The sequence below is a fragment of the Mesorhizobium sp. B2-5-13 genome, assembly GCF_006440535.1.
GTDB lineage: Bacteria > Pseudomonadota > Alphaproteobacteria > Rhizobiales > Rhizobiaceae > Mesorhizobium > Mesorhizobium salmacidum.
The window spans coordinates 1-23,040 of record NZ_VFUI01000002.1 but is presented as its reverse complement, the minus strand read 5'-3'; the positions used below and the strand labels follow the sequence as shown (position 1 = coordinate 23,040).

Here is a 23,040-nt window from a genome sequence, read left to right as displayed (position 1 = left end):
TTCTGATCCCATTTGGCGGTTGAGGTTGGGACGCCACCCCAAAGCGACCGTTTGCCAAATCGATGGAAGGAAAATCCATGCGCAAAACGATAGTTCTTGCAACCGCCGCCAGCCTGATGCTGGTTGGTGCCGCCAGTGCCCAGCAGCAGCCCGCGCAACAGCCCGCTCCGACCACGCCGGCTCCAGCCGCCCCTGGCGGTCAGCAGGCCGCGCCAGCGATCCAGAGCGTCAACGTCATCGACATCAGCGAGCTGCCGAAGGACACGCAGACGCAGGTCAACCAGGTGATCGCCCAGCGTGGCGACGCCGGCCTGCAGAAACTGCGCAGTTCGATCGACGCCACCCCCAAGGTGAAATCCGCTCTCCAGGCCAAGGGAATGACCTCGGCTCAGGTGGTCGCGGCCAGCATGGAGCCGAATGGCGCGCTGACCCTGATCACCAAGAAAGCGAGTTAAGGACCCGGCGTGGCGGGCCGGTATCCGGTCCGCCCGCCGAATCATGACGGGAACCGTGGCAGGGCCGGAGTCGTTTCGTTTCCTGAGCGTCGAAACAAACCGCGAAAGTGGACGATGACCGACATCACCTTGCCCGATGCCCGTTGGCTGCACGCCGTTGCCGCGGCTGCGTTTGTCGCGGCGAGCGTTCCCCAGGCAGCGCTGAACGCGCAGGGCCTTCAAAGCCCGGAGACTGTCGACCGGATTGTCGGCTCGCAGGTCAACCAGGAAGAGGCCAAGACGACCGCTGAGATCGGAAAGGTCAATTCGGCGATCGACCGCACGCGCGAAAACATCAGCACGGTGCGCAAGACGTCCAAGCTCGACAAGGTCGATATCGTGTTCCTGACCGACGCGGCGCGCAGCGAGGGCGGCCCGCCGCCGGCCATCGAGAACAAGGTTAGGCAGCATCAGGACGATGTCGCGGAACTGCGCAAGGAGATCGAGGCCAACGCCCTGCTCTACAATGCCATCGAGTCGCGGCGCGTGCTTGCCGATGATGTGCTCGCCGTGGAGTTCGATGATCCCGGAAAGATCGTGATCTATGCGGCCGCCAAGCCGTCGGGCTGAGCCGAAGGCATCGCCTGTGTGCAGGCTTGCCCCGAAGCCATTCGCCGGCCTTGCGCACCACGCATGAGACACCCTCACAGCTTGCCCATCACCTTCTGCTGGAATCCATAGACCTCGCGCTTGCCGCCGAGCGGCACCAGCGTGACGTCGCGTTCCTGCCCCGGTTCGAAGCGCGTGGCGGTGCCGGCGGCGATGTCGAGGCGCATGCCGCGCGCGCGCGCGCGGTCGAATTTCAGCGCCGCATTGGTTTCGTAGAAATGGTAGTGGCTGCCGACCTGGACCGGCCGGTCGCCGCCGTTGGCCACTTTCAGGATGACGGTCGGCAGACCCTTGTTGAGTTCGATGTCGCCTTGGGCGGGAATGATTTCGCCGGGGATCATGGGACCTCACACCACGCCGAAGGCGAGGCCGACGCCGATCGCCGCGCAGGCGGCACCCGCGATACGGGCCACACCGCGGAACCTGAGGCCGAGGCTCAGACCAGCGGCGATGCCGATTGCATGGAGCAGCACGGTGGCAACGGCAAAGCCGGCCATATATTCGAGGCCGCCGGCATTTTCCGGCACTTCCATGCCATGGGCATGGCCGTGAAACAGCGCGAACAGGCCGATGATGGCGACACCGGCCGAAACGGGGAGATCGACCGCCAGCGCCACCAGCAGCCCAAGCGCCACGACGGAGGCCAGTATGCCCGGCTCAACGAAGGGCAGCGGCACGTGCAGCATGCCAAATGCGCCGCCGGCCAGCATGACGCCGACGAACGCCGCCGGCCAAACCCAGATCGCCTTGCCGCCCTTGAGGGCCGCCCAAAGGCCAACAGCGAGCATCACTGTCATATGGTCGAGACCCGACAGCGGATGCGTGAAGCCGACTATAAAGGAGGAGGTCGTGCCGATGCCGACGTGGGCGTAGGCGGGCATGGCTGCCGCTACGAGCAGGATCGCCGAGAGGCACAGGCGTTTGACAGGGACCATTTTATTTTGCCTTTCGTTTTGCGGTGTCAGGCGGCCTTGCGGGAGCCGCAGCCCTCGGCCTTGAGCACGCGCTTGGTCGAAGCCGGATATTTCTTCAACATCGCGGCGGGACGGATCGGCCGGGCGGTAAAATCGCCGCCGCAGTTCGGGCAGACGCCGCCAAGCACGTTTTCGACACAGCGCGCGCAGAAGGTGCACTCGAAGGTGCAGATCAACGCATCCTTCGCTTCGGGCGGCAGATCCTTGTCGCAGCATTCGCAGTTCGGGCGCAGCTCCAGCATTTTTCTCTCTCCTCACCGGATCGGTTCGTGCACGGTCACCAGCTTGGTGCCGTCGGGAAAGGTCGCTTCCACCTGCACGTCATGGATCATTTCGGCGATGCCTTCCATCACCTGCGCGCGGCTGACGACATGGGCGCCGGCCTCCATCAGCTCGGCGACCGGGCGGCCATCGCGGGCGCCTTCGACGACGAAATCGGTGATCAGCGCGATGGCTTCCGGATGGTTGAGCTTGACGCCGCGCTCGAGCCGCTTACGCGCCACGATCGCCGCCATGGCGATCAGCAGCTTGTCCTTTTCCCTTGGCGTCAGGTTCATGCGTCTTCCTGAAATGATGCGGACACAGTCACAGTGACCATAATTTGGGCAACCCCGCCCTTCCGTTGAGCAATTCGACGAGCGGGACCAGCCGCTGGCGCAGGTGGTAGCCGTCCCCGGCGTAAAGCCTCGCAAGAAGCTTGCCAGATGTCTTCACGGTCCAGAGGCTGACGCCACCCCGGTCGCCAATGATCTCCCGAACCGGGTCGAGCAAGGCTTCCGCGCGCGGCGATACCAGCAGCAGCGTAGCCACGGCGATCGCGCCACCTGATATCGCCGGACGGGACAAGGTGTCGGCGATGGCAGGTCCGATGCGGAAATCCTCGGCATGGATGAGGGTTCCTTCCCTGCGAACACGCCAGCGGTCGCGAAAAGTGCCCTGTGCGGCACGTTCGCCCATGGCCAGGCGGCCGAAGACAGTGGCTTCCAGCACCAGCGCCTCGGCTCCGGCCGCGAGTTCGACATCCAATGTGCGGGCAAAGGCGGCGCGGTCGAAGACGATGGTTTCCTGCGGCAGCCAGGCGATGCTGCCGTTCGCACCCACGGTCAGCTTGACCCGCACTTCGGCATGATCCGACGCGGCGCGATAGACTTTTTCGCAGGCCTGGGTCGTTATCGCGGCACTGGCATCCACGCCGATATCGACATCCCAACCGAGGCGGTCGCCGCCGGTCAGCCCGCCGGCGGTGTTGATCAGGACGGCCTCCAGCGGGCCGGCTGGAACGGCCGGCAGCCTTATCTTGGCGGAGCCGTCCTGATAGAGGCGCCGCAGCCGCGTGCGTCCGCCGATGCTGGCGCAACCAAGCTGCGCCTTGCCCGCCGCGCGCTGGGGCAGTTGACCTGAGAACTTCGTATTTTCGATCGTATCCACGCCATCAGGTTAAGCACTGTGGCGCTTTTGTCGACATATAGCTTGTTGCTTGATGACGTTTCCGTTTCTATAGAGGGAACCACCTTGGTACGGTCAGGCAACGCTTGCCGGGGGTAGAAGGCGAAGATCGCGATCTGATATCGAGGACAAGAAGGCGCTGTTCAGCGTCGGAACCGACAAGTGGGGAAGAAACCGAATGGCTGACCAGCTGGCAACGGACATCATCGAGAAGATCAAGGCCCATGCCGAGCCGGGCGGCGAGGAAATCACCACCACGACCGAATTGACGGCGCTCGGCATCCATTCGCTGGAGCTGACCGAGATCATCTTCGACCTCGAGGAGCAATATGGCATCGAGATCGAGATGAACACGGTCGATGCCTGGAGCAATCTGAAGAATGTCGGCGACATGGTCGAGGCCGTTCGCGCGCTGATCGCGAAAAAAGCCTGACCGAATGCTGAAGCGCGTCGTCATTACCGGCATCGGCGGGTTGTGCGGATTGGGCACCAATGCGCAGGCAATCTGGGCCGAGTTGCGGGCCGGCCGGTCAGCGATCGGCCCGATCGACAATCCCTTCCTGCACGACCTGAAGGTCAAGACCGGCTGCGAGATCAAAGCGCTGCCGGATCACGGCATCGAGCGCAAGCAACTGGTGTCGATGGATCGCTTCAGCCTCTTGGCGGTGATCGCTGCGAAAGAAGCCATGCGGCAGTCCGGATTGATCCCGCATGCGGACAATACCTATCGGATGGGCACCATTGTCGGTGTTGGCGTCTGCGGGTTCGAGACGGTCGAGGAGAACTATCGCGCCATCCTGATCGAGGGCAAGAATCGCGCCGGCATCTTCACCGTTCCCAGGGTCATGCCGGGCGCCGCCGCCGGCCAGATCAGCATGCATCTGGGTTTGCGCGGACCGGTGTTCGGCGTCACTTCGGCCTGTTCGTCGGCCAATCATGCCATCGCCTCGGCGGTCGACCAGATCAGGCTCGGCCGCGCCGACGTCATGGTGGCCGGCGGCACCGATGCGCCGCTGGTGTGGGGCGTGCTGAAGGGCTGGGAGGCGCTGCGCGTGCTTTCGCCCGACACGTGCAGGCCGTTCTCGGCCGACCGCCAGGGGCTGGTGCTGGGCGAAGGCGCCGGCATGGCGGTTCTGGAAAGCTACGAACACGCGGTGGCGCGCGGCGCCACCATTTTGGCCGAGATTGCCGGCGCGGGCCTTTCGGCCGATGCCTCCGATATCGTCGCGCCGACCGTCGAGGGCCCGGAAGCCGCGATGCGCTTCTGCCTGGCCGATGCCGGGCTCAATCCCGAGGATGTCGATTACCTCAACGCGCACGGCACCGGCACCAAGGCCAACGACCAGATCGAAACCCTCGCGATCAAGCGCGTCTTCGGCGATCATGCGCGGGCGCTCTCCGTGTCCTCGACCAAGTCGATGCACGCGCATTGCCTAGGCGCCTCGGGCGGGCTGGAGATGATCGCCTGCGTCATGGCGATCCGCGAAGGCGTCGTGCCGCCGACGGCGAATTACCGCGAGGCCGATCCCGACTGCGATCTCGACGTGACGCCGAATGTCGCGCGCGAGCGCAAGGTGCGCGCCGCCGTCAGCAACGGCTTTGCCTTCGGCGGCACCAATGCGGTGCTGGCCTTCAAGGCCATCTAATCCGGGCGGTCACTACCTGCCCAGGGCGGTCACTACCTGCCCAGGGCGGTCACTACCTGCCCAGGGCGGTCACTACCTGCCCGGGGCGGTCACTACCTGCCCGGGCGGTTCGGATCGATTGACTGTCCGTGCATGGTGAAGCGTCGCCGCATGTTGATCCGGCCGCGCCGCAGCCCTAATTCTTTGGCCGACCCCGCCGACATCGCGCCGCTTGGCGCAAATCCCCCCTCAGGAGTTCTCGATGGCCGACTTGTCCGCCTTTCCGATCGCAACCCGTTGGCCGGCCAAGCATCCGGACCAGATCCAGCTCTATTCGGCAACGACGCCGAACGGAGTGAAGATATCGATCGCGCTGGAGGAGATCGGCCTGCCCTATGAGCCGCATCTGATCAACATCGGCAAGAACGAGAGCTGGACGCCTGAATTCCTGTCGCTCAATCCCAACGGCAAGATTCCGGCGATCATCGATCCCAACGGCCCGGACGGCAAGCCGATCGGCCTGTTCGAATCCGGTGCGATCCTGCTCTACCTCGCTGAAAAGACCGGCCTGCTCATCCCAGCGGATGCAGCGCGGCGCTACGAGACGATCCAGTGGGTCTTCTTCCAGATGGCGGCGATTGGGCCGATGTTCGGCCAGGTCGGCTTCTTCCACAAATTCGCCGGCCGCGAGATCGCCGACAAGCGACCGCTGGAGCGCTACCGCGACGAATCACGGCGCCTGCTCGGCGTTCTCGACGTCAGGCTGAAGGGCCGCAAGTGGATCATGGACAATGACTACACCATCGCCGACATCTCGCTGCTCGGCTGGGTGCGCAACCTGATCGGCTTTTACGAGGCGCGCGATCTGGTCGGTTTCGATGATTTCGCCAATCTGGCAGCGTGGCTTGAGCGCGGCCTGGCGCGGCCAGCGGTAGAGAAGGGCCTGACCATTCCGGCGCGGAGCTGAACCTCCGGCCCTTGGGAAGCGCGTCCCTACTTTGCTTTCGCCTTGGGTCCGCCCCTGCCGACCACGGAGGCGGCAAGAGACGCCACACCCCGCGCCGTGGCCACCACCGCTCCGGCGGCAACATTGGCTGCGGCGCGAACCTTCGAGCCGCCGCTGGCGGCCGGCTTCTTCGCGTGGGCGGACTTGGCGGCTGCTTTCGACGCGCTACCTGGCACGACTTTTTTCGGCGGCGCCTTGCCGAAGGCCTTTGTATCCTTGGAGCGCTGGGCGACCGCCGGGCTGGCCCCGGCCGTGGATTGCGGCGCCTTCGGTTGGGCTGACTTGCCCCTGGGCTTTTTTGCCTTGGTTGCCATCGGACGGAATCCCTCTTCTGGCATGATTGCCTGATCGGGATAACGTCTTGTAAGTCTTAAAGTTCCCGCCGAAAAATACTGAAAATTAAACAGGTTAATCGACCTTAACCGGGTTCACCAATGACCAGGTCGGCCGCCCGGCGCCGTGCCAGCACCCGTTCGATGTTGGGCATGTCATTGGAGGCGATCCAGGCGCGCGCATCCGCCTCGGAACGGCCATGCTCGTGCCAGCGTTCCATCAGGCGGCGTTCGAGCTCATTGCGCGGCACGTCGACGAAGATCGAGAAATCGAACAGCGGTGCCAGGCGCGACCACGGCTCCTCGTCGAGCAGCAGGTAATTGCCTTCGACCAGGATGAACTTGGTCTCGGCACCGATGATCGCCGCGGCAGCGCGCGACAATTCCATGCCGCGGTCGAAGACCGGAATGGCGATCTCGGCCTCGCCGGCGCGGATGCGCTTCAAAAGCGTCTCGAAGCCGCCGAAGTCGAACGTGTCGGGCGCGCCCTTTCGCGCGCGCAGGCCGCGCGCGTTGAGCACGATGTCGTCATAGTGGAAGCCGTCCATGGGCACGACTTCCACCGCGCCTTCCGGCAAAAGGTCATGCAGGCTTGCCGATAGTGTCGACTTGCCGGCGCCCGGCGGTCCGGCAATGGCGACGATGAAGCGCTTCGCCTTGCCGGCGCGCTTGAAGATGGTGGCGGCGAGGTGGGCGATTTCGGACATTGTGTTGGCTCCTTCCGCAGGATTTTGGACGCATCTTGTCGGCAGTCGCAGGAGATTTCAAACCGCGATTTGCACGATTTAGAGCGAACAATTGTGGAAGTCAGCGCTGGCGAGTGCGATTAATCCCTTACGGCTTTGCCCTTCAGCTTGCCGGTGGCAGGCCGATACGCAGGAATTCGCTGTCGAACGGGACCTCCGATGCCGCGGCGCCAGCCAGCCGCAGGCGGCCATCCGCCGTGGTGATCTCCCGCGGGGGCTCGCCGCCCGACAGCGGCAACGCACCGATGACATGGCGGAACGAGACGCCGCGGCGCTCGCCGAGCGCGAATGTCGTCGCCACGCCCTCGCGCTTCAGCCAGTTGTCGCCGAGCGAGGCGGCGTGGCCAATCGCGGTTCGCCCATCCTCGATGCCGAGCACGCCGAGATGGCGGCCGCTCCACGGCGCGTAGTCGCGCCCGCCATTGCTGAACCACAGCATGGTGACCGGCAGTTCGGCCGGGTTCTTGAGCACCAGCACCAGATCGTCTTCGGCGTGGCGCGCAAGCGCGGTCCAGCCCGGGCCGCCATGGTCGGCCTCGACCAAGGTGAGGAAATCCTCGCGCCGGTCATCCATGCGGTAGTCCGTGAGATCGAGCGTACCGCCGCCGGCAGCAGGAAAATGGTCGAGATCGGACGACCGCGCCGGATACGCGAGCATGAAGCGGCCGCGCGCGGGGTCCGGCTCCAGCGGATCGGCTGGCGTGGCGGCAAACCGCTTCGGCGAGAAAGCCAGCCTGCCGCCGCCTTTCATCGCCGTCATCGGGTGATGGGCGACCGAGATCGCGCCGGATCCGCCGGAAAATACATGTTCCTGATAGAGGAAAGGATGGTCGTCGCGCAGCGTGAGAATCTTGTCGACGCTGGCGCCCATCACCTTGTGCCGCAGGCGGAAGATGGCGCGCCAGCCGCCACCCGTGGTGCCGCTGTCCACCACATCCCAGGCGCTGTTGGCCGGCCAGCCATGCAGCGGCGCCTCCTCGACATCGCTGCGCGAAAACGGCGCGCAGAGAAAGTCGCCAGAGAGCCGGACGGTGCCCTGCGGCAGGTCTGGAGGCAGCGTCTCGCTTGCGTCGACCCAGGGTGCGCGGTGCAGTGGCCGCAATTGGCGCCCGCCGCTCTCGATTGTCATGTCGGCGATGTGGCCGACCATGAGGTCGAGCGAAACCGAAATGCCCCTGGCCTTGATCGTGACTGTATCCATGGCGTTCTCACCCGAATCTGACGGGTGCCAAGAAGAACCCGTTCGGCGCGCAGCGCAAGCGCGCGGGCGCGCATTTTGCATCAGATTTGCGTCCACCTCTCTACACGCCGAAGGTGCCAGCCCTATTGCCGCTTGTAGTCCCGTACCGGCGATTTTGTCCCGTCGGTATAGGTCACCTGCACCGACATCGACTTCACGCTGTCGGCGACCTTGAAATAGGGCTGGAAATCACTGGGGATGGCGTAGGGATCCTTGGCATTGCAAGGCGGCATGGGAAGCGCCTTGTCGAGCGTGGCGCCGTTCAGGCTGTAATGCACCTCCTTGATGGCGCAGCGGTAGGACAGCATCTGCGTGAAATAGACCAGCCCATGATTGCCGCTGGCGTCGAAGGCGATCCACGACGTCCAGAACTGGTCGAGGATCTGCTTGTTGCCCTGTTGCAGGGCGGCATCCGGATCGAAGCGGATGTCGAACGGGCCGGTCTCGCGTCCCCTGATGTCGAGATATTTGATCCCGATCGTGGTCGCCGCCGTGCTGTCGGGCAATTCAAAACTCGGATTGGGTATCGGCTTGCCGGTGCGCTGGTCGTTGAGCGCCAGCAGGCCGGTGTCGGTGAAGGGGCCGGTGCCGCCAAGACGCCAGGATATCGCGGTCGCCGGCTCGGGCAGCGAAATGGTCATCGACCAGCCCTGGTTGGAGCGCATCGGCGTCAGCGAAGGCGCGAAGCGGGCAGGGTTGAGCACGTCGCCAAGGGCCGCCAACCGGCTGCGGCTGCGGTCCAGCCAGTCGGCAAGCTGGGTCTGGTCGACGAAATATTTGAGCAGCCCGCCTTCTTTTTCATAGGAGACGAATTTGGTCAGCGCCTGGGCTTCGCTGCGCTTGTCGGCCAGCGTCTGGCTGCCGAGACGATCTTCCGAAAACTCCTGCGCCTGGAGGTAATAGGCCGGCGCGAAGTCCGGATTGGCCGATATGAAGGCGCTGAGCTTGTCGAGCCGCTGCGCATCGTCGAACTGCATGACATGCACCAGCTTGATCGACAGCGCCTTGCCCTTGTCGGCCAGTTGACCGAACACTTCGCGGGCCCCGGCCTTGCCGTCCTGGACCCTGAGCAGCGTGGCAAAGCGCGTGTAGGGATCGATGGCATCGACATCGAAGCCGGCAAAAACGAGGTAGGAGCGCCGCGCGTTGAGCATGTCGCCCGACAACTCGTAGACGCGGGCATTGTGGTAGAACTCGTCCGGCCGCTTCGGCTCGGCGATGGCGCCGCCTTGCGCGGCCAAGGTCGCAAACCCCTTGGCTATCGTGTCGATCGAGGCGGCGATCTGCTCGGTCGTCGCCTGCAGCTTTTCGGACTGGGCCGCTTGCTGTTTTTGGCCGGCTGCGAGCGTTTCCGTGGTCTGCTTGACCGCTTCGACGGCCTTTTGCGTCTCGACCCCTTGCGCGGTTTGCTGCTGCTGGGCGGACGCGATCTGATCGGTTTTCTGGGCAACCGTGTCGGTCGATTTCTTGACCTGCTCGACCGTCTTTTGCGTTTCGGTGACGGTCTGCACGATCCTGGCGACCTTGGCCGAGACGATGCCCATCGACTGCTGCAGCCCGGCAACAACAGGCACCAGGCCGGCGATCAGCCCGTTCTGCGAATTAGTTTCCTTCTGCATGGCATAGACGCCGCCGGCGACGGCCGCCGCACTGGTGGCGAACACCAGCGCCGGCAGCGCCTTGGCCGCCAGCACCAGCCGCAGCACGATGGCGATGGCGATGATGACCGCCGCGATCGAGGCGGCCAGTGCGATATAGGCCGCGAACGGCGCCAGCGGGTTGAGGATGTCGGACACGGCACCGCCGATGAAGGCGATGCTGCCTGCCCATTTGCCGGTGCGGCTGAGCGATGCCCTGATAAGCGACGGCGCAGCGCCGCCAGCCCCGATATTCGTCATGCCAAGCCCCCCAAGCCGCCCCTTGCCGTTTCCTTCCCACGGGAAACGCCGCATTGGCAAGCAAGGACAGGAAAAGGTAGTGTCCCGGTTTGAAAATTTAGTCGTTGAGCAACCCGCGTCTGCCGGGTTTGGGGGCTGCGGCGTCCATCTTTTCGCAAAGATCATCCAGGAGGGTCTTCCTCCTCGACTGTCGAAATGCGCATGACGCGTACGGCATTGCCGATTACATCGGCGGGGCGCTTCGGACCTTAGGTCCGGGTGGGCACGAACCTTCCTGAGCGAGCAAACCTTCTACTGCCCAACTACGGTCGCTGCCGGCCGCGCTGAGGTTATCGGATCGGCGTGGCGAAGGACGATCTTCCACGCGCCATCCTCCTGTCGGAAGATGGTGGTGACCCGAAGCGCAATCGGCACCAGTTTGTCCGCGCCGCCGACTTTGGATTGAAGCCGCTCGATTTCGATGATGTAGCCTAGGTCCGCTGTCGCGTACTCGGCGATTCGTTCAAAGCCGATGACCTCGCCGTCTCGGTAGTTGGTAGCAGCCCGATCCATGGTCTCGGCCGCCTTTATCCACCCCTTGGCCGGTGGACCGAACGGGTTGGCGATTATCACGTCATCCCGCCGCGAGTAGAGGTTTTTCAGAGGCTCAGGGTCGCCCTTCACAAAAGCACCCAAAGCCAGATGATCCTGCTCGATAAATTTCGCTAGGTCGGAAGCCAACATCCTACCGCCCTCGTCTGATCTGAAAAGCGAACTCTACTCCAAAATCCTCTGCTATCGAATACGCTCGCTCTGTCTCACGAGACATGACGCCAGACACCGCGACCCAAACGGGCGATTTCACGGCGGCTTGTAAGCTTTGGTTCGTCGCGGGGTCGAGAAACCCAAGCTCACAAACCTGGGGCTAACAGCCATTAACCAAATGGACGCTACTCACGCGTTAGTTTAGCTTCGCCTTAACCCAAGCAGAACAGACTTGCCCTTGCCCCCCTTGCGCCCCCTTCCGCTCCTCCAGAAGTTGTTTGCAGCCCTGGCATTTGCTGTGTTGTTCGCCGGCTGCACGACGGCCGCGCCGCCCGACAGCGTGCTGGCCGTGCCGGCGCCGCCGCAGAAATACGCGGCCATCGTCGTCGATGGACGGAGCGGCAAGCAGCTGTTCGAGGTTAACTCGACGGCGCAGCGCTATCCGGCCTCGCTGACCAAGATGATGACGCTCTATCTGCTGTTCGAGGCGATGGAGACCGGCCGCGTCACCAAGGAGACGCAGATCCCGGTTTCCGACCACGCAGCCTCGCAGCCGCCGACCAAGATGCGTTTCCGGCGCGGCGAGACGATCGACGTCGATTCCGCCATCCGCGCCATCGTCGTCAAATCGGCTAATGACGTGGCGGTGGCGGTGGGCGAATATCTTGGCGGCTCGGAAGACCAGTTCGCCGCCATGATGACATCCAAGGCGCGCCAACTCGGCATGAGCAGCACCACCTTCCGCAACGCATCCGGCCTGCCCGACGACAGCCAGATGACGACCGCGCACGACATGGCTGTGCTCGGCATGTCGTTGCAGCGGCGCTTCCCGCAGCATTTCCACTATTTCTCCGAAAGCGACTTCATGTTCCGCGGCAGGCTGGTGCGCGGCCACAACGACATGCTCGGCCGCGTGCGCGGCGTCAACGGCATCAAGACCGGCTACATCAGGGCTTCCGGCTTCAACATCGTCACCTCCTACGATGCCGACGGCCGCCAGCTGATCGTGGTGGTGATGGGCGCCGACAGCGCCCGCCAGCGCAACGACCATGTCGAAGCGCTGATCCAGCGCAGCCTGTCGCCTACCATGGCCGACACCAAGACCAGGCTGATGTTCGCCGAACAGCAGTGAGGTGAGGGGGGCCTCCCCATCTCTTCGTCATCCAAAGACTCGCAGCCGGCTATCGTCTTGCGACTGTCACGCAATCGTGCGGAAGACGTGGCATAGGCTGAGAAATCCGACAGTGGATATGCCCCGCCGCCATGGCGTATTCTAAACAAGCACGACAGCAGGAGCCCATCATGAGCACCGTTCCCAAGGCATCCGAGCAGAAGTCGGCCGACAATGAGAACGACAGCGGCGGCGAGTATTTCGAGGCGCCGACCACGCAGGAGGATTTGCACGAGGTTTCCGACGAGCATTTCGACACGCCAGAAGTGCCGGACTCCGAACCATCAGGCTCCGGCGCATCGCGGCTGAAGCCGAAGAAAAAGCCATCGGCGATCTCAGGCCGCAAGTTCCGCAAGCGCGACCTTGTGCGCATCGACACGCTGCGCCCGAGCCTCGCCGACCGCATCCATGCAGACCACCCGGACCTGCCCAAGGGCGCGCGCATCAGCCGCGAGGAGCTCGGCCGCTATCGCATGCGCTACATGGAGGAGCTGCTGCAGCAGGAGCACGGCGAGTTCTCCGAGCTCGACCGCCAGGTGGTGGAATCGATCGCCCGGCAAGACACGATTTCGGAAAACAGTGAAGAAGAATTCGAGGAGCACCGGACGTTCGCCGACCGCGTCTCCGACGGCATGGCCGCCTTTGGCGGCAGCTGGTGGTTCTTGATCTCGTTCGGCAGCGTGCTTCTGGTGTGGATCGGCATCAACCTCTTCGAGGGCACGACCGGCGCCTTCGATCCCTACCCCTTCATCCTGCTCAACCTGTTGCTCTCCTGCATCGCCGCCATCCAGGCGCCGATCATCATGATGAGCCAGAAGCGCCAGGAGGTGAAGGACCGCCTGCGCTCCTTCAACGACTACCGCGTCAACCTCAAGGCCGAGCTCGAAGTGCGCCACCTGCACGAAAAACTCGACTACCTCATCTCGCGCCAATGGACGCGGCTGGCCGAGATGCAGCAGATGCAGCTCGATGCGATGCATGAGCTGGCGAGTGCGAAGAAGGCAAAGCGGGCGACGCGCGCACGGCGGCCGGTGAAGAGCCCGGCGGGAGCGTGAGGGTGGTGCGCAGCGGAGGAGGCCTCTGCTACCAAGCCAAGTTCGCAACGCAGCCAATTGCCCGTGAAGCCGCGCCCGCTTCCGCTAAGAAGCCGTGACTTGCCGGTTCACCGGCTGGTCGTTTTCCGGACTCTTGTCCTGAAAGCAGCCGTAGCTCAGCTGGATAGGGCGCTGCCCTTCGAAGCCCAAAGTCACAGGTTCGATGGCCGCCCTTTTAGGGGCGGACAGGATGCTTCGGCTCATGAAGGTAGTCGCCGACGCACTCTTTGCGTTACGCAAACGCACTTTTCCTGGAATTTGCCTTAGTACTCAATCGAGCTCGATCCAAGCTGGCGCATGGTCGCTTGGCTTCTCCCAGCCGCGCAATTCGACGTCCACGCCGGCATCGCGGAGTTTGTCCGAAAGGGAAGGGCTCACGAGCAGATGGTCCATTCGGAGGCCGGAGCTTCGATCGTAGCCGCCCCGGTATGAGAAGTTCCAGTAGGTGTAGATGCCCTTCTCGGGGTGGATGCGCCGGACGGCATCGATCCAACCATTCCCGAGCATTTCGGCGTAGGCTTGCCGGCTCTCCGGAAAGTACACCGCGTCCCCTAGCCACCGTCGGGGCACCACGGCGTCGATTTCGGTTGGAACGACGTTGTAGTCGCCGCAGAGAATGCTCATGGCGCCGTCTCCAAGCAACAGCTGGCCGTAGCTGATCAGGCGATCGAACCAGCGGAGCTTGTAGTCGAATTTTGGACCTGGCGCCGGGTTGCCGTTGGGCAAATAGAGACAACCCACGACAAGCCCATTCACCTCGGCCTCGATGTAGCGGCTGTGCGTGTCGTCTGGATCCCCGGGCAGCCCGCGCCGACGTTCCAGTGGTTCTGCTCCCCGAGCGAGAATAGCTACCCCGTTGTAAGATTTCTGGCCGTGCCAGATTGCGCCGTAACCGACGCTCCTGATCGCGTCGGCAGGGAACTTGTCGTCGGATGTCTTGAGCTCTTGAAGGCAGACGATGTCGTACGCGGTTTCATCCAGCCATTTGAGCAGCACGGGCAGGCGGCCGTTGACGCCGTTCACGTTGAAGGTTGCGATGCGGGTCATTTTAACTTTCCGTAGGCCAGGCCGCGCCTCTCAACGCCGGGCGGGTTACTACGATCCCGGTCTAAGTGCAAAATCGGGAGGTTCAACGGAACCGGATGCAGTTGTTTCTTGGCCTTGGACAAATCGGTCCAGGAAGCGCCGTGAGCAACTCGCAAAGGGCGTCCACCGAAGCAGCCGGAGAGCCAATGGGCCGCTCCGCGTCGGCCACCATGGAAAAGGCTGCCCCAACCGAATGCAAATGGAACAGCCTTCTCATGGCATAGCGGTGTTAATAGGCTTTTTTAGACGCCGCGGTCTTCGCGGTGTGCTTCTTGTGCTTCACCGGGCACTTGTGCTTCTTGGTCGGCTTGCAAGCCTTCCTGGCCACAGCGCTGTTCTGGTGCGGCTTCGCAGCCGTTGCCGTCTTGGTCATCGTGCTCGTTGCGGTCGCAGCTGGAGCGGTTGTCTTGGTGGCGGCGGCGGTGCCGGGAACGGGCATCGACAAAGCCAGGGCAACGGCGAGACCGAGGGCGGAGAGAAGGGACTTTTTCATGGTTTTTTCTCCTTGCTATGCAGGTCGGTTTTCGCTGCATCGGGATCGATCGGCGTCACGCCAAGCAGCTTCACAGCATTTGCGAGCATTCGGATTCCCTGTGCCTGCTTCATGTTGGCGCAGAACCGGTTTCCCCTTCTTTGCAGTGCCTTCGCCGCGGTGACCTGCCTTGACGCGGCATGGGTTTCGAGGGCTTCGTCAACTTGGCGGCTGAGATTGATGCAGCGCTCGGTGCGGGTCGCCGCAACGTTTGCCTCGCCAGCTTCGACCGGACCGGTGGCGAGCGAAACGCCGAGCAACGCACTCATCAAGCTGGTCGAGAACCTTTGCATCGCTTGTCGCCAATCCGAACAAGTGCCGCGCTGCGGCAGCCGATGAAACCCTCTCCAGCCAATTCTACGCCCGAACGATTTCTGGAATTTTTCTGGTTTATTTCTGAATTGTGTCTGAGGCTGCGCGCGCGCTTCGCCCGCGTAAGAACGGTATATTGGGGGCCTAGGGGAGTTGCGAAGCCTTTCGGGCGGGTCCGCCCTGATCGCCTCGGGTGCGGCAACTTTCGCATGACTCTGGCATGAATTCGCCCCGGCTCGGCAAGCATCACCCGCCTCCGAGTCCAGCAAAGGCTCAGGCATCCCAGTTCCGCCGGGCTCGCCCTCTACTGCTTGGCGGCGGCTTCCAGGTAGGCGATCACATTGGCGATGTCGGCATCGTTCGGGAGCCCGGCGAAGGGCATCTTGTTGCCGGGCACCTTTGTCTTCGGCGACTTGATGTATTCAGCGATATTGGCCTCGTCCCAGACCAGGCCGCCTGCACCCGCCTTTTTCATCGCGTCGGAATATTTGGCCTGGAAGCTCGGCAGCGAACCTGCCTTTCGGCCGATGACGCCGTGCAAGGATGGACCGATCTTGTCCTTGTCGGTCGCCGCTTCATGGCAGACCATGCATTTGGTGAAGATCTTCTTGCCGGCATCGGCATCGCCCGCTGCAAAGGCCGGAGTGGTCGCGATAAATGAAATTGCAAGAAGGGCCGCGGTCAGTCTCATGGCATTCTCCTCCCTCAAATCGGCGCTGTCGGCGCCGTGGATGCTATCGCATGTCGCCCGAAAGTAACCTTGGTTTTGGGACAGCGACATGCATAAAGCTAAACCTAGCGGGTTGCATGGCTCCTTTTCGACGCCACGCGCTACAATGCCGCGCAGGGTAACGCATCACGCCGTATTTTGGTTGCAGACCGGGCCGCCGAACGCGACAAGGCCTGGGAACAATGCTATGATCCCGGCGGTGCAGGTCGCGGTTTCGCGTGGCCAGTCACGCAGACGGCAGCACCGAAAGCCGCGACCGAACCGGGCCCGATCCTGGAGGAATGGTCATGGCAAATTTCCATGTCTACGCAGCAGGCACCGGCAGCAAGCTCGAACATCCCGCTATCCGCCGGATAGGGGTAGCGGATGTTTTTGACGCGCTTCGCCGGGGATTTGACGATTTTTGGGAAAAACCCTCGCACTACGTCTTTTTATGCCTGATCTATCCGGTTGCCGGTATCGTGCTGATCACCTGGAGCTCCGGCGGCAACGCGCTTCAGCTCGTCTATCCACTGATGACCGGCTTCGCGCTTCTGGGCCCCTTCGCCGCGCTTGGCCTCTACGAGATCAGCCGCCGGCGCGAACAGCAACTCGACGCGTCGTGGCGACATGCCTTTGACGTCCGAAAATCGCCCGCCATGCCGGCTATCGCCGCTCTCGGGGTCATGCTGGTGGTGCTGTTCATCGCCTGGCTGGTAACCGCGCGCGCGCTCTATGGGTACCTCTATGGCGACGCCGCGCCGGCATCGTTCTTCGGCTTTATCGCAGATGTGCTGACCACGCAGCGCGGCTGGACGCTGATCATTCTGGGCAACCTCATCGGCTTTCTGTTTGCCCTTGTCGTGCTCAGCACCACGGTCGTCGCCTTCCCGCTGCTGCTCGACCGCGACATCGGCGCCTATGCGGCTGTCGAGACTTCGGCGCGAGCGGTCATAACGAACCCCGTGCCGCTGCTGCTGTGGGGTCTCATCGTCGCGGTTGCGCTGGGTCTCGGCTCGCTGCCGCTGCTCGTCGGGCTGGCCGTGGTCCTGCCCGTGCTCGGCCATTCGACCTGGCACCTTTACCGCAAGCTGATCGAACCGGCGCCAGCCCCTGCTCCTGCTCCTGCTCCTGCCCCAGCCAAGACAAAAACACGCAAAGGGAGCTGATCCGACTTGCCCAATGCATGCGCGCAAGGGTGACGCGGCAACGACATGCACAAAATAGAGGCGGCGCCGCCTTGCCGCCGATTGCTCGACGAAGGAGGGCGCCCACCCTGTAAAGAGGCGATCGCTTCTGGTTCACGCCGGATGGCTGAAGCGAGCGACCCGCGCATCCCTCAGCAGATTGCGGAAGTCGCCGCCCGTGACATGCACCAGCGTCTTGTGATCGCCGGCTTCGAAATAGACGTCGTCTTCCGCGCCAAAGCTTTCGTCGAGAATGACCGGCACGCCATAGGCGGCGCCCAAGGGCGGCACGGCGCCAATGTCGCAGTCGCTGAACACCTCGCCGATTTCATCTTCGGAAGCGAGGCCAAGCCGCCTGTCGACCACGTCCTGCAACGTATTGAACTCGACCCGGTGGCTGCTCGGAACCACCGCCAGCGCATAGCCCATCTCGTGATGGACCAGCACCGATTTGGCGAGTCGTCGACCCGGAACATGCGCTGCCTGCGCCGTCTGGCTGCTGGTCGAGGTTCGGTGGTGGGCAACGGTATCGTAGGCGATGCCCTTGCCGGCCATATAGTCCTGGAGTTTCCTTGCGATCGTCATCGTAGGCGCCTTTCTGTTGGAGGTGGGGACGCGTCAGAGAACGTGGCAACCATTGTCCTCCCGTCATTTTTCCTGTCAACGAAGAAACGCGATCCGGCGAGCCTCTATGGCCCCATGCCGAATGACAGGACACGGGTCAGCTCGGTGTAGCCGGACTCGAGAACCATGATCCACACGAACACCAGGATCAGCAGCGGCGGCACCAGAATCGCATAGGCAAGCGCCAGCCGCTCCCAGGCCATGTGCATGAATACGGCGACGATCAGCCCTGCCTTGAGCATCATGAAGGTGAGGATCAGCCCCCATCTGAGATAGCCCTGGAGGCCGAAATAGTCGATGCTGTAGGAGCCGGCGCTGAGGACGAACAGCCAGCCCCAGACGACGAGATAAAGCCTGATCGGGTGCTGCTGGCCTTCCGCGTGCCCCACCGCCTGGGCGGGAGCAGCGTGTCCATGCAGCCCGTGTTCGCGCGCTTCTGCCTGTGCCATCGCTCCACCTCACCAAAGATAGAAGAATGCGAAGATGAATACCCACACCAGGTCGACGAAGTGCCAGTAGAGCCCCATGATCTCGACGCTCTCGTACTGGCCGCGCCGGCTGGTGAAGAACCCGCGCGCGCCGGCTTCGAAGTCGCCGCGCCACACCTTGCGCGCGGTGATCAAAAGGAAGATCACTCCGATGGTGACATGGGTGCCGTGGAACCCGGTGATCATGAAGAAGGATGAACCGAATTGCACGGCGCCCCAGGGATTTCCCCAGGGCCGCACGCCCTCGGTGATGAGCTTCGTCCATTCGAAAGCCTGCATGCCGACGAAGGTCGCGCCGAGCGCGGCGGTGACGAGCATCAGCACCGCCGTCTTCCTGCGATCGTGCCGGTAGCCGAAATTGACCGCCATCGCCATCGTGCCGCTCGACGAGATCAGTACGAAGGTCATGATCGCGATCAGGATCAGCGGAATGTCGCTGCCGAACAGATGCAGCGCGAAAACCTCGCTCGGGTTGGGCCAAGGCACCGTCGTCGACATGCGCGCGGTCATGTAGGACAACAGGAAGCAGCCAAAGATGAAAGTGTCGCTGAGCAGGAATATCCACATCATCGCCTTGCCCCAGGAGACGTTCTTGAACGCCCTCTGGTCGGACGACCAGTCGGCCGCGATGCCGCGCAGGCCTGGCGGCCGCGGAGCGACCGGTGCGGCGTGTTCCAGCGTGGTCTCGGCCATGAGCATTTCCTCCTTCGGTACGGCCCGTCGCGCGGCCGTCTAGGTCAAGAGCCCCCGGCAGATGTCGATCACGTTATCCGCCCAGCCCATGAGCACGCAGAAAAGCACCAGCCAGACGGCAAGCAGGATGTGCCAGTATATCGCGCAGAGCTCGGTCGACAGAACGAGGCCTCCGGACCGGGCACCTTGCCATGCGCGCACATTGACCCGGCCGAGCGCCACCAATCCGCCGATGATGTGAAGGCCGTGCATCGCGGTCAGCAGATAGAAGAAGCTGGCGGCCGGGTTCTCTGTCGCGAAATAGCCTTCGGCGGCGAAATCGCGCCAGGCGAGCAATTGCCCAGCCAGGAAAGCCACCGATGCCAGGGCGCCGGCGAGAAGGGCGAGCCGGAGATTGTCCAGTCGGGCTTTGTGCGCGGCAGACACCGCGCCTTGCAGCGCCGAGCTCGCCAGCACCAGCATGGCGGTGTTGAGCCACAGCAGCCTCGGGGCTGGAGCGGCCTGCCAGTCGGCATAGTCCATGCGCATGACATAGGCGCTGATCATGAGCGCGAAGAGCGCGCCGACCACGGCAAGGAACACGCCGAGCCCGATCTTAGCCGGATGCATGAGCGACGCTTCCGTCTGCGGAAACGCCGTGACCGGCCCGGCCTCGAGCCACGGCTTGGACATCAGCCGCTGGCGCGACAGCCACCAGCCGACAACGCCGGTTACGGCGGACAGCAAGATCAGGATCACGATCATGCGGGGCCGCCTTGCGTCAATGGGCGCGGATCGTTCTGTGCAATGAAGTCTTCCGGCGCGCCGGGCACGCTATAGTCATAGGCCCAGCGGTAGACCACCGGCAGCTCCTTGCCGAAATTGCCGTGTGGCGGCGGCGTGCCGGCCGTCTGCCACTCGAGCGTCGTCGCCCGCCACGGATTGCCGCCTGCCGGCCGCCCATGGCGAATGCTCCACAGCAGGTTGAACAGGAACACCATCTGGGCGAAGCCGACGACCAGCGCGGCCACGGTGATGAACGCGTTCAGCGTATGCACCGAAGGCGGGACGAAGGCCGTATCGCCGAGTTCGGGATAGCGGCGCGGCACGCCGACCAGCCCGACATAGTGCATCGGGAAGAAGATCATGTAGGTACCGATGAAGGTCACCCAGAAGTGGAAGCGGCCCATCGCCTCGTTGAGCATCCGGCCGGTGATCTTGGGGTACCAATGATAGATCGCACCGAATACCACCATGATGGGCGCCACGCCCATCACCATGTGAAAATGCGCGACGACGAACATCGTATCCGACAGCGGCACGTCGACCACCACGTTGCCGAGGAACAGCCCGGTCAGCCCGCCATTGACGAAGGTGACGATGAAAGAGAGCGCAAACAGCATCGGGATGGTCAGGTGGATGTCGCCGCGCCACAATGTCAGCACCCAATTGTAGACCTTGATGGCGGTGGGGATGGCGATGATCAGCGTGGTGGTGGCGAAGAAGAAGCCGAAATAGGGATGCATGCCCGAGACATACATGTGGTGCGCCCAGACGACGAAGGAGAGCGCGCCGATACTGACGATAGCCCACACCATCATGCGATAGCCGAAGATGTTCTTGCGCGCATGCGTGCTGATGAGGTCGGAGACGATGCCGAAGGCGGGCAGCGCCACGATGTAGACTTCAGGATGGCCGAAGAACCAGAACAGATGCTGGAACATGATCGGGCTGCCGCCATCGTGCGGTAGTGGGTTGGCGCCCATTTCCACGATCGCCGGCATGAAGAAACTCGAACCGATCGCGCGGTCGAACAGCATCATGACGCAGGCGACGAAGAGCGCCGGGAAGGCCAGCAGCGCCATGACCGTGGCGGTGAAAATACCCCAGACGGTCAGCGGCAGGCGCATCAGCGTCATGCCGCGCGTGCGACCCTGAAGCACGGTCACCACATAGTTGAGGCCGCCCATGGTGAAACCGATGATGAACAGGATCAGCGACACGAGCATCAGGATGATGCCCCAATCCTGTCCGCCGGGCGTGCCTGAGGTAATGGCTTGCGGCGGATAGAGCGTCCAACCGGCGCCTGTCGGTCCCCCCGGCGCGAAGAAGCTGCCGACGAGCACCAGAACGGCAAGCAGATAGATCCAGTAGCTCAGCATGTTGACATAGGGAAACACCATGTCGCGTGCGCCGACCATCAACGGAATGAGGTAATTGCCGAAGCCGCCAAGGAACAGCGCGGTCAAGAGGTAGATCACCATGATCATGCCGTGCATGGTCATGAATTGATAATACATGTCCGGCGAGATGGACGCGAAAGTGTCGGGAAAACCAAGCTTCAGGCGCATCAGCCAGGACAGCACCAGCGCGACGAGCCCGATGGACAGCGCGGTGCCGGCATATTGGATGGCGATGACCTTGGCGTCTTGTGAAAAGACGTATCTCGTCCACCAGCTGTGCGGGTGATAGAGTTCCACCTCCGCCACTTCCGCGGCCGGAATGAAGTCTGCTCCATGAGGCGTGACGTCAACCATCCCTGAACCTCTCCGCTCTTTCCGGTCCTCCTCGGGGCCGGTTTCATTGATGCCTTACTCTGCCTTCGCCTGTGCCGTCGCCGGTGCGGCAAGCACGCCCACCTTGGCGGGTGCCGACATCTGGGCAAAGGTCGACTGCTGCTGCAGCCAAGCCAGATAATCCTCTGGGGTGTCGACCTTCACGACGCCACGCATGAAAGCGTGACCGACGCCGCAAAGCTCGGCGCAAAGAACTTCGAAACTCCCTGTCTTGGTGGGGGTGAACCAGAAATAGGTGACGGTGCCCGGAACCATGTCCATCTTGGCGCGGAACTCCGGCACGTAAAAATCGTGCAGCACGTCGATCGAGCGCAGCAACACCTTGACCGGCTTGCCGATCGGCAGATGCAGATCGGTCGCCACGACGACGACATCGTCCTGACCGTTCGGGTCCTGCGGGTTGATGCCAAGCGGGTTCTCGGAACCGATGAGCCGGGCGTTCGAGGTGCCAAGCTTGCCGTCCGCGCCAGGCAAGCGGAAGCTCCATTGCCATTGCTGCGCAACGACCTCGATCTCGGTCGCGTCCTTGGGAACGGTGACGAACTGGCTCCACACGAACAGCCCAGGCGCCAGCAATGCCGCGACGCCGACAGCGGTGACCGCGGTCAGCCAGGATTCGAGCTTCCTGCTTTCGGGCTCGTAGTGCGCCCTCTGCCCTTCCTTGTGCCGGAAGCGGTACACGCAATATGCCATGAACAGCACGACAGCGGAGAAGACCGTCCCGGTGATCCAGAATGTGATGACGAGAGTGCTGTCGATATAGCCCCAGTTGGAGGCTATCGGCGTCCACCACCAAGGGCTCAGCACATGGAACAGCACCGAGCCGACGACAATCAGAACGAGTACGAGCACAACGGCCATCCTCGGTTCCTCCCGGCGTTCCGAGGGACTCTGTCCCGCAGGAAGGCCGCGCCCATTATGCGCGACTTACTTCGGAAATACTAGGGGAGGTGGCTGGCGGGGGGAACGTCATACTTCGCAGGGGCGAGGCGCGCGCGGCGGATGGTGAAGAGCGAGGCGGGGCAGCGAGGGACAGCGCGGATTGACCGGAAGAAGCGCCCTCGCAAAAGCTCGGGTTCCTTAGCCCCGGCGGAGTGGGGTTCCGAAGGACGGGCGAGACCCGTGGCTCGCCGGCAGGTGGCTCGGCGAAGCGGACACGGAGAGGCGAGCGCCATACGCGGCAAGGTCCTCGCCTTACGAGGGGAAATCTCCAATCCTCAATTGCCCGTTGAAGCCCGCGCCCGCTTCCGCTAAGAAGCCGTGACTTGCCGGTTCACCGGCTGGTTCGTTTTCCGGACCCTTTGTCCTGAAAGCACCCGTAGCTCAGCTGGATAGAGCGCTGCCCTCCGAAGGCAGAGGTCACAGGTTCGAATCCTGTCGGGTGCGCCAGTTCAACCCGGTCCGTTCCGGACACATAGGTTACGGTTTATACCGGAGACATGGGTAACACTTTTGGCCCGAAGGGGTTTTGGAGT

General features: G+C 63.1%; 28 protein-coding genes and 1 tRNA gene. 9 read left to right on the top strand and 20 right to left on the bottom strand.

Features of this window, described 5'->3' with window-relative positions; translation table 11 throughout:
* The first annotated feature begins 77 nt into the window (after positions 1–77).
* Together FJ434_RS03370 and FJ434_RS03365 are read left to right on the top strand one after the other, a co-directional pair.
* Entirely contained in the window at positions 78–455 is a 378-nt protein-coding gene (locus FJ434_RS03370) for a hypothetical protein (protein WP_140508247.1), read from the top strand.
* A gap of 114 nt (positions 456–569) precedes the next feature.
* On the top strand, positions 570–1,064 hold the full coding sequence (locus FJ434_RS03365) for a hypothetical protein (protein WP_140748720.1): 495 nt from the start codon (positions 570–572) through the stop codon (positions 1,062–1,064).
* Between the two features lie 74 nt (positions 1,065–1,138).
* On the opposite strand, the gene FJ434_RS03360 is transcribed toward FJ434_RS03365, so the two are convergent.
* From FJ434_RS03360 to FJ434_RS03340, 5 genes are read right to left on the bottom strand one after another with little or no spacing between them, the layout of a single operon-like run.
* Entirely contained in the window at positions 1,139–1,444 is a 306-nt protein-coding gene (locus FJ434_RS03360; RefSeq protein ID WP_140748717.1) for an urease subunit beta, read from the bottom strand.
* A gap of 6 nt (positions 1,445–1,450) precedes the next feature.
* The gene (locus tag FJ434_RS03355) at positions 1,451–2,038 is read right to left on the bottom strand and encodes a HupE/UreJ family protein (RefSeq protein WP_140748713.1); all 588 of its coding nucleotides are present in this window, start codon (positions 2,036–2,038) and stop codon (positions 1,451–1,453) included.
* 26 nt (positions 2,039–2,064) lie between these two features.
* On the bottom strand, positions 2,065–2,319 hold the full coding sequence (locus FJ434_RS03350) for a DUF1272 domain-containing protein (protein WP_140748709.1): 255 nt from the start codon (positions 2,317–2,319) through the stop codon (positions 2,065–2,067).
* A gap of 12 nt (positions 2,320–2,331) precedes the next feature.
* On the bottom strand, positions 2,332–2,634 hold the full coding sequence (locus FJ434_RS03345; protein WP_015314510.1) for an urease subunit gamma: 303 nt from the start codon (positions 2,632–2,634) through the stop codon (positions 2,332–2,334).
* Positions 2,635–2,662: 28 nt separating this feature from the next.
* Positions 2,663–3,505 carry an urease accessory protein UreD gene (locus FJ434_RS03340; protein ID WP_140748706.1) on the bottom strand — a complete coding sequence of 281 codons (843 nt, stop codon included), beginning with the start codon at positions 3,503–3,505 and terminating at the stop codon, positions 2,663–2,665.
* Between the two features lie 196 nt (positions 3,506–3,701).
* Here FJ434_RS03340 and FJ434_RS03335 point away from each other — a divergent pair, with 196 nt between their 5' ends.
* From FJ434_RS03335 to FJ434_RS03325, 3 genes are all read left to right on the top strand, one after another.
* The gene (locus FJ434_RS03335) at positions 3,702–3,956 is read left to right on the top strand and encodes an acyl carrier protein (protein WP_027145432.1); all 255 of its coding nucleotides are present in this window, start codon (positions 3,702–3,704) and stop codon (positions 3,954–3,956) included.
* Positions 3,957–3,960: 4 nt separating this feature from the next.
* On the top strand, positions 3,961–5,169 hold the full coding sequence (locus FJ434_RS03330) for a beta-ketoacyl-[acyl-carrier-protein] synthase family protein (RefSeq protein ID WP_140748703.1): 1,209 nt from the start codon (positions 3,961–3,963) through the stop codon (positions 5,167–5,169).
* A 241-nt stretch (positions 5,170–5,410) separates the two neighbouring features.
* A complete protein-coding gene (locus FJ434_RS03325; RefSeq protein WP_140748700.1) occupies positions 5,411–6,115 on the top strand; it encodes a glutathione S-transferase N-terminal domain-containing protein in 705 nt (234 codons plus the stop codon).
* A 26-nt stretch (positions 6,116–6,141) separates the two neighbouring features.
* On the opposite strand, the gene FJ434_RS03320 is transcribed toward FJ434_RS03325, so the two are convergent.
* From FJ434_RS03320 to FJ434_RS03300, 5 genes are all read right to left on the bottom strand, one after another.
* Positions 6,142–6,468, bottom strand: a complete 327-nt coding sequence (locus FJ434_RS03320) for a hypothetical protein (RefSeq protein ID WP_140748697.1) — start codon at positions 6,466–6,468, stop codon at positions 6,142–6,144.
* A gap of 104 nt (positions 6,469–6,572) precedes the next feature.
* On the bottom strand, positions 6,573–7,193 hold the full coding sequence (locus tag FJ434_RS03315; RefSeq protein WP_140748694.1) for a nucleoside triphosphate hydrolase: 621 nt from the start codon (positions 7,191–7,193) through the stop codon (positions 6,573–6,575).
* Between the two features lie 142 nt (positions 7,194–7,335).
* Positions 7,336–8,433, bottom strand: a complete 1,098-nt coding sequence (locus tag FJ434_RS03310; protein ID WP_140748691.1) for a hypothetical protein — start codon at positions 8,431–8,433, stop codon at positions 7,336–7,338.
* Positions 8,434–8,555: 122 nt separating this feature from the next.
* Entirely contained in the window at positions 8,556–10,370 is a 1,815-nt protein-coding gene (locus tag FJ434_RS03305; protein WP_140748607.1) for a methyl-accepting chemotaxis protein, read from the bottom strand.
* A 291-nt stretch (positions 10,371–10,661) separates the two neighbouring features.
* The gene (locus tag FJ434_RS03300; RefSeq protein WP_140748604.1) at positions 10,662–11,093 is read right to left on the bottom strand and encodes a nuclear transport factor 2 family protein; all 432 of its coding nucleotides are present in this window, start codon (positions 11,091–11,093) and stop codon (positions 10,662–10,664) included.
* Positions 11,094–11,352: 259 nt separating this feature from the next.
* Here FJ434_RS03300 and FJ434_RS03295 point away from each other — a divergent pair, with 259 nt between their 5' ends.
* Positions 11,353–12,246 carry a D-alanyl-D-alanine carboxypeptidase family protein gene (locus FJ434_RS03295; RefSeq protein WP_140715514.1) on the top strand — a complete coding sequence of 298 codons (894 nt, stop codon included), beginning with the start codon at positions 11,353–11,355 and terminating at the stop codon, positions 12,244–12,246.
* A gap of 170 nt (positions 12,247–12,416) precedes the next feature.
* The gene (locus FJ434_RS03290; RefSeq protein ID WP_140748602.1) at positions 12,417–13,340 is read left to right on the top strand and encodes a DUF1003 domain-containing protein; all 924 of its coding nucleotides are present in this window, start codon (positions 12,417–12,419) and stop codon (positions 13,338–13,340) included.
* A 309-nt stretch (positions 13,341–13,649) separates the two neighbouring features.
* Here FJ434_RS03290 and xth read toward each other — a convergent pair whose 3' ends face one another.
* From xth to FJ434_RS03270, 4 genes are all read right to left on the bottom strand, one after another.
* Complete coding sequence (gene xth / locus FJ434_RS03285; protein ID WP_140748600.1) at positions 13,650–14,426, bottom strand: exodeoxyribonuclease III; 777 nt, start codon at positions 14,424–14,426, stop codon at positions 13,650–13,652.
* A 268-nt stretch (positions 14,427–14,694) separates the two neighbouring features.
* Positions 14,695–14,958 carry a hypothetical protein gene (locus FJ434_RS03280; protein ID WP_140748598.1) on the bottom strand — a complete coding sequence of 88 codons (264 nt, stop codon included), beginning with the start codon at positions 14,956–14,958 and terminating at the stop codon, positions 14,695–14,697.
* Positions 14,955–15,290 carry a hypothetical protein gene (locus FJ434_RS03275; RefSeq protein ID WP_140749027.1) on the bottom strand — a complete coding sequence of 112 codons (336 nt, stop codon included), beginning with the start codon at positions 15,288–15,290 and terminating at the stop codon, positions 14,955–14,957. Before FJ434_RS03275 ends, FJ434_RS03280 begins: the two co-directional genes overlap by 4 nt.
* 323 nt (positions 15,291–15,613) lie before the next feature.
* A complete protein-coding gene (locus FJ434_RS03270) occupies positions 15,614–16,000 on the bottom strand; it encodes a cytochrome c family protein (RefSeq protein WP_140508222.1) in 387 nt (128 codons plus the stop codon).
* Between the two features lie 326 nt (positions 16,001–16,326).
* On the opposite strand from FJ434_RS03270, the gene FJ434_RS03265 reads away from it, so the two are divergent.
* Entirely contained in the window at positions 16,327–17,187 is an 861-nt protein-coding gene (locus FJ434_RS03265; protein ID WP_140748596.1) for a DUF2189 domain-containing protein, read from the top strand.
* A 132-nt stretch (positions 17,188–17,319) separates the two neighbouring features.
* Here the strand turns inward: FJ434_RS03265 and FJ434_RS03260 are convergent, their stop codons facing one another.
* From FJ434_RS03260 to FJ434_RS03235, 6 genes are all read right to left on the bottom strand, one after another.
* Positions 17,320–17,790, bottom strand: coding sequence for an aminoacyl-tRNA deacylase (locus FJ434_RS03260; RefSeq protein ID WP_140508218.1), 471 nt, complete (start codon positions 17,788–17,790; stop codon positions 17,320–17,322).
* 104 nt (positions 17,791–17,894) lie between these two features.
* Positions 17,895–18,278 carry a cytochrome C oxidase subunit IV family protein gene (locus FJ434_RS03255; RefSeq protein WP_140508216.1) on the bottom strand — a complete coding sequence of 128 codons (384 nt, stop codon included), beginning with the start codon at positions 18,276–18,278 and terminating at the stop codon, positions 17,895–17,897.
* A gap of 9 nt (positions 18,279–18,287) precedes the next feature.
* Positions 18,288–19,010 (bottom strand): heme-copper oxidase subunit III family protein, encoded by a 723-nt coding sequence (locus FJ434_RS03250; protein ID WP_027145445.1) that lies wholly within the window; start codon positions 19,008–19,010, stop codon positions 18,288–18,290.
* A gap of 39 nt (positions 19,011–19,049) precedes the next feature.
* Complete coding sequence (locus FJ434_RS03245; RefSeq protein ID WP_140748594.1) at positions 19,050–19,754, bottom strand: cytochrome c oxidase subunit 3; 705 nt, start codon at positions 19,752–19,754, stop codon at positions 19,050–19,052.
* Positions 19,751–21,526, bottom strand: a complete 1,776-nt coding sequence (locus FJ434_RS03240) for a cbb3-type cytochrome c oxidase subunit I (RefSeq protein WP_140508212.1) — start codon at positions 21,524–21,526, stop codon at positions 19,751–19,753. Before FJ434_RS03240 ends, FJ434_RS03245 begins: the two co-directional genes overlap by 4 nt.
* A 54-nt stretch (positions 21,527–21,580) precedes the next feature.
* Entirely contained in the window at positions 21,581–22,426 is an 846-nt protein-coding gene (locus tag FJ434_RS03235; protein ID WP_140508210.1) for a cytochrome c oxidase subunit II, read from the bottom strand.
* A 451-nt stretch (positions 22,427–22,877) separates the two neighbouring features.
* Between FJ434_RS03235 and FJ434_RS03230 the strand changes: the two genes are divergently transcribed.
* A tRNA-Arg gene (locus FJ434_RS03230) sits at positions 22,878–22,954 on the top strand.
* Positions 22,955–23,040: the final 86 nt, after the last annotated feature.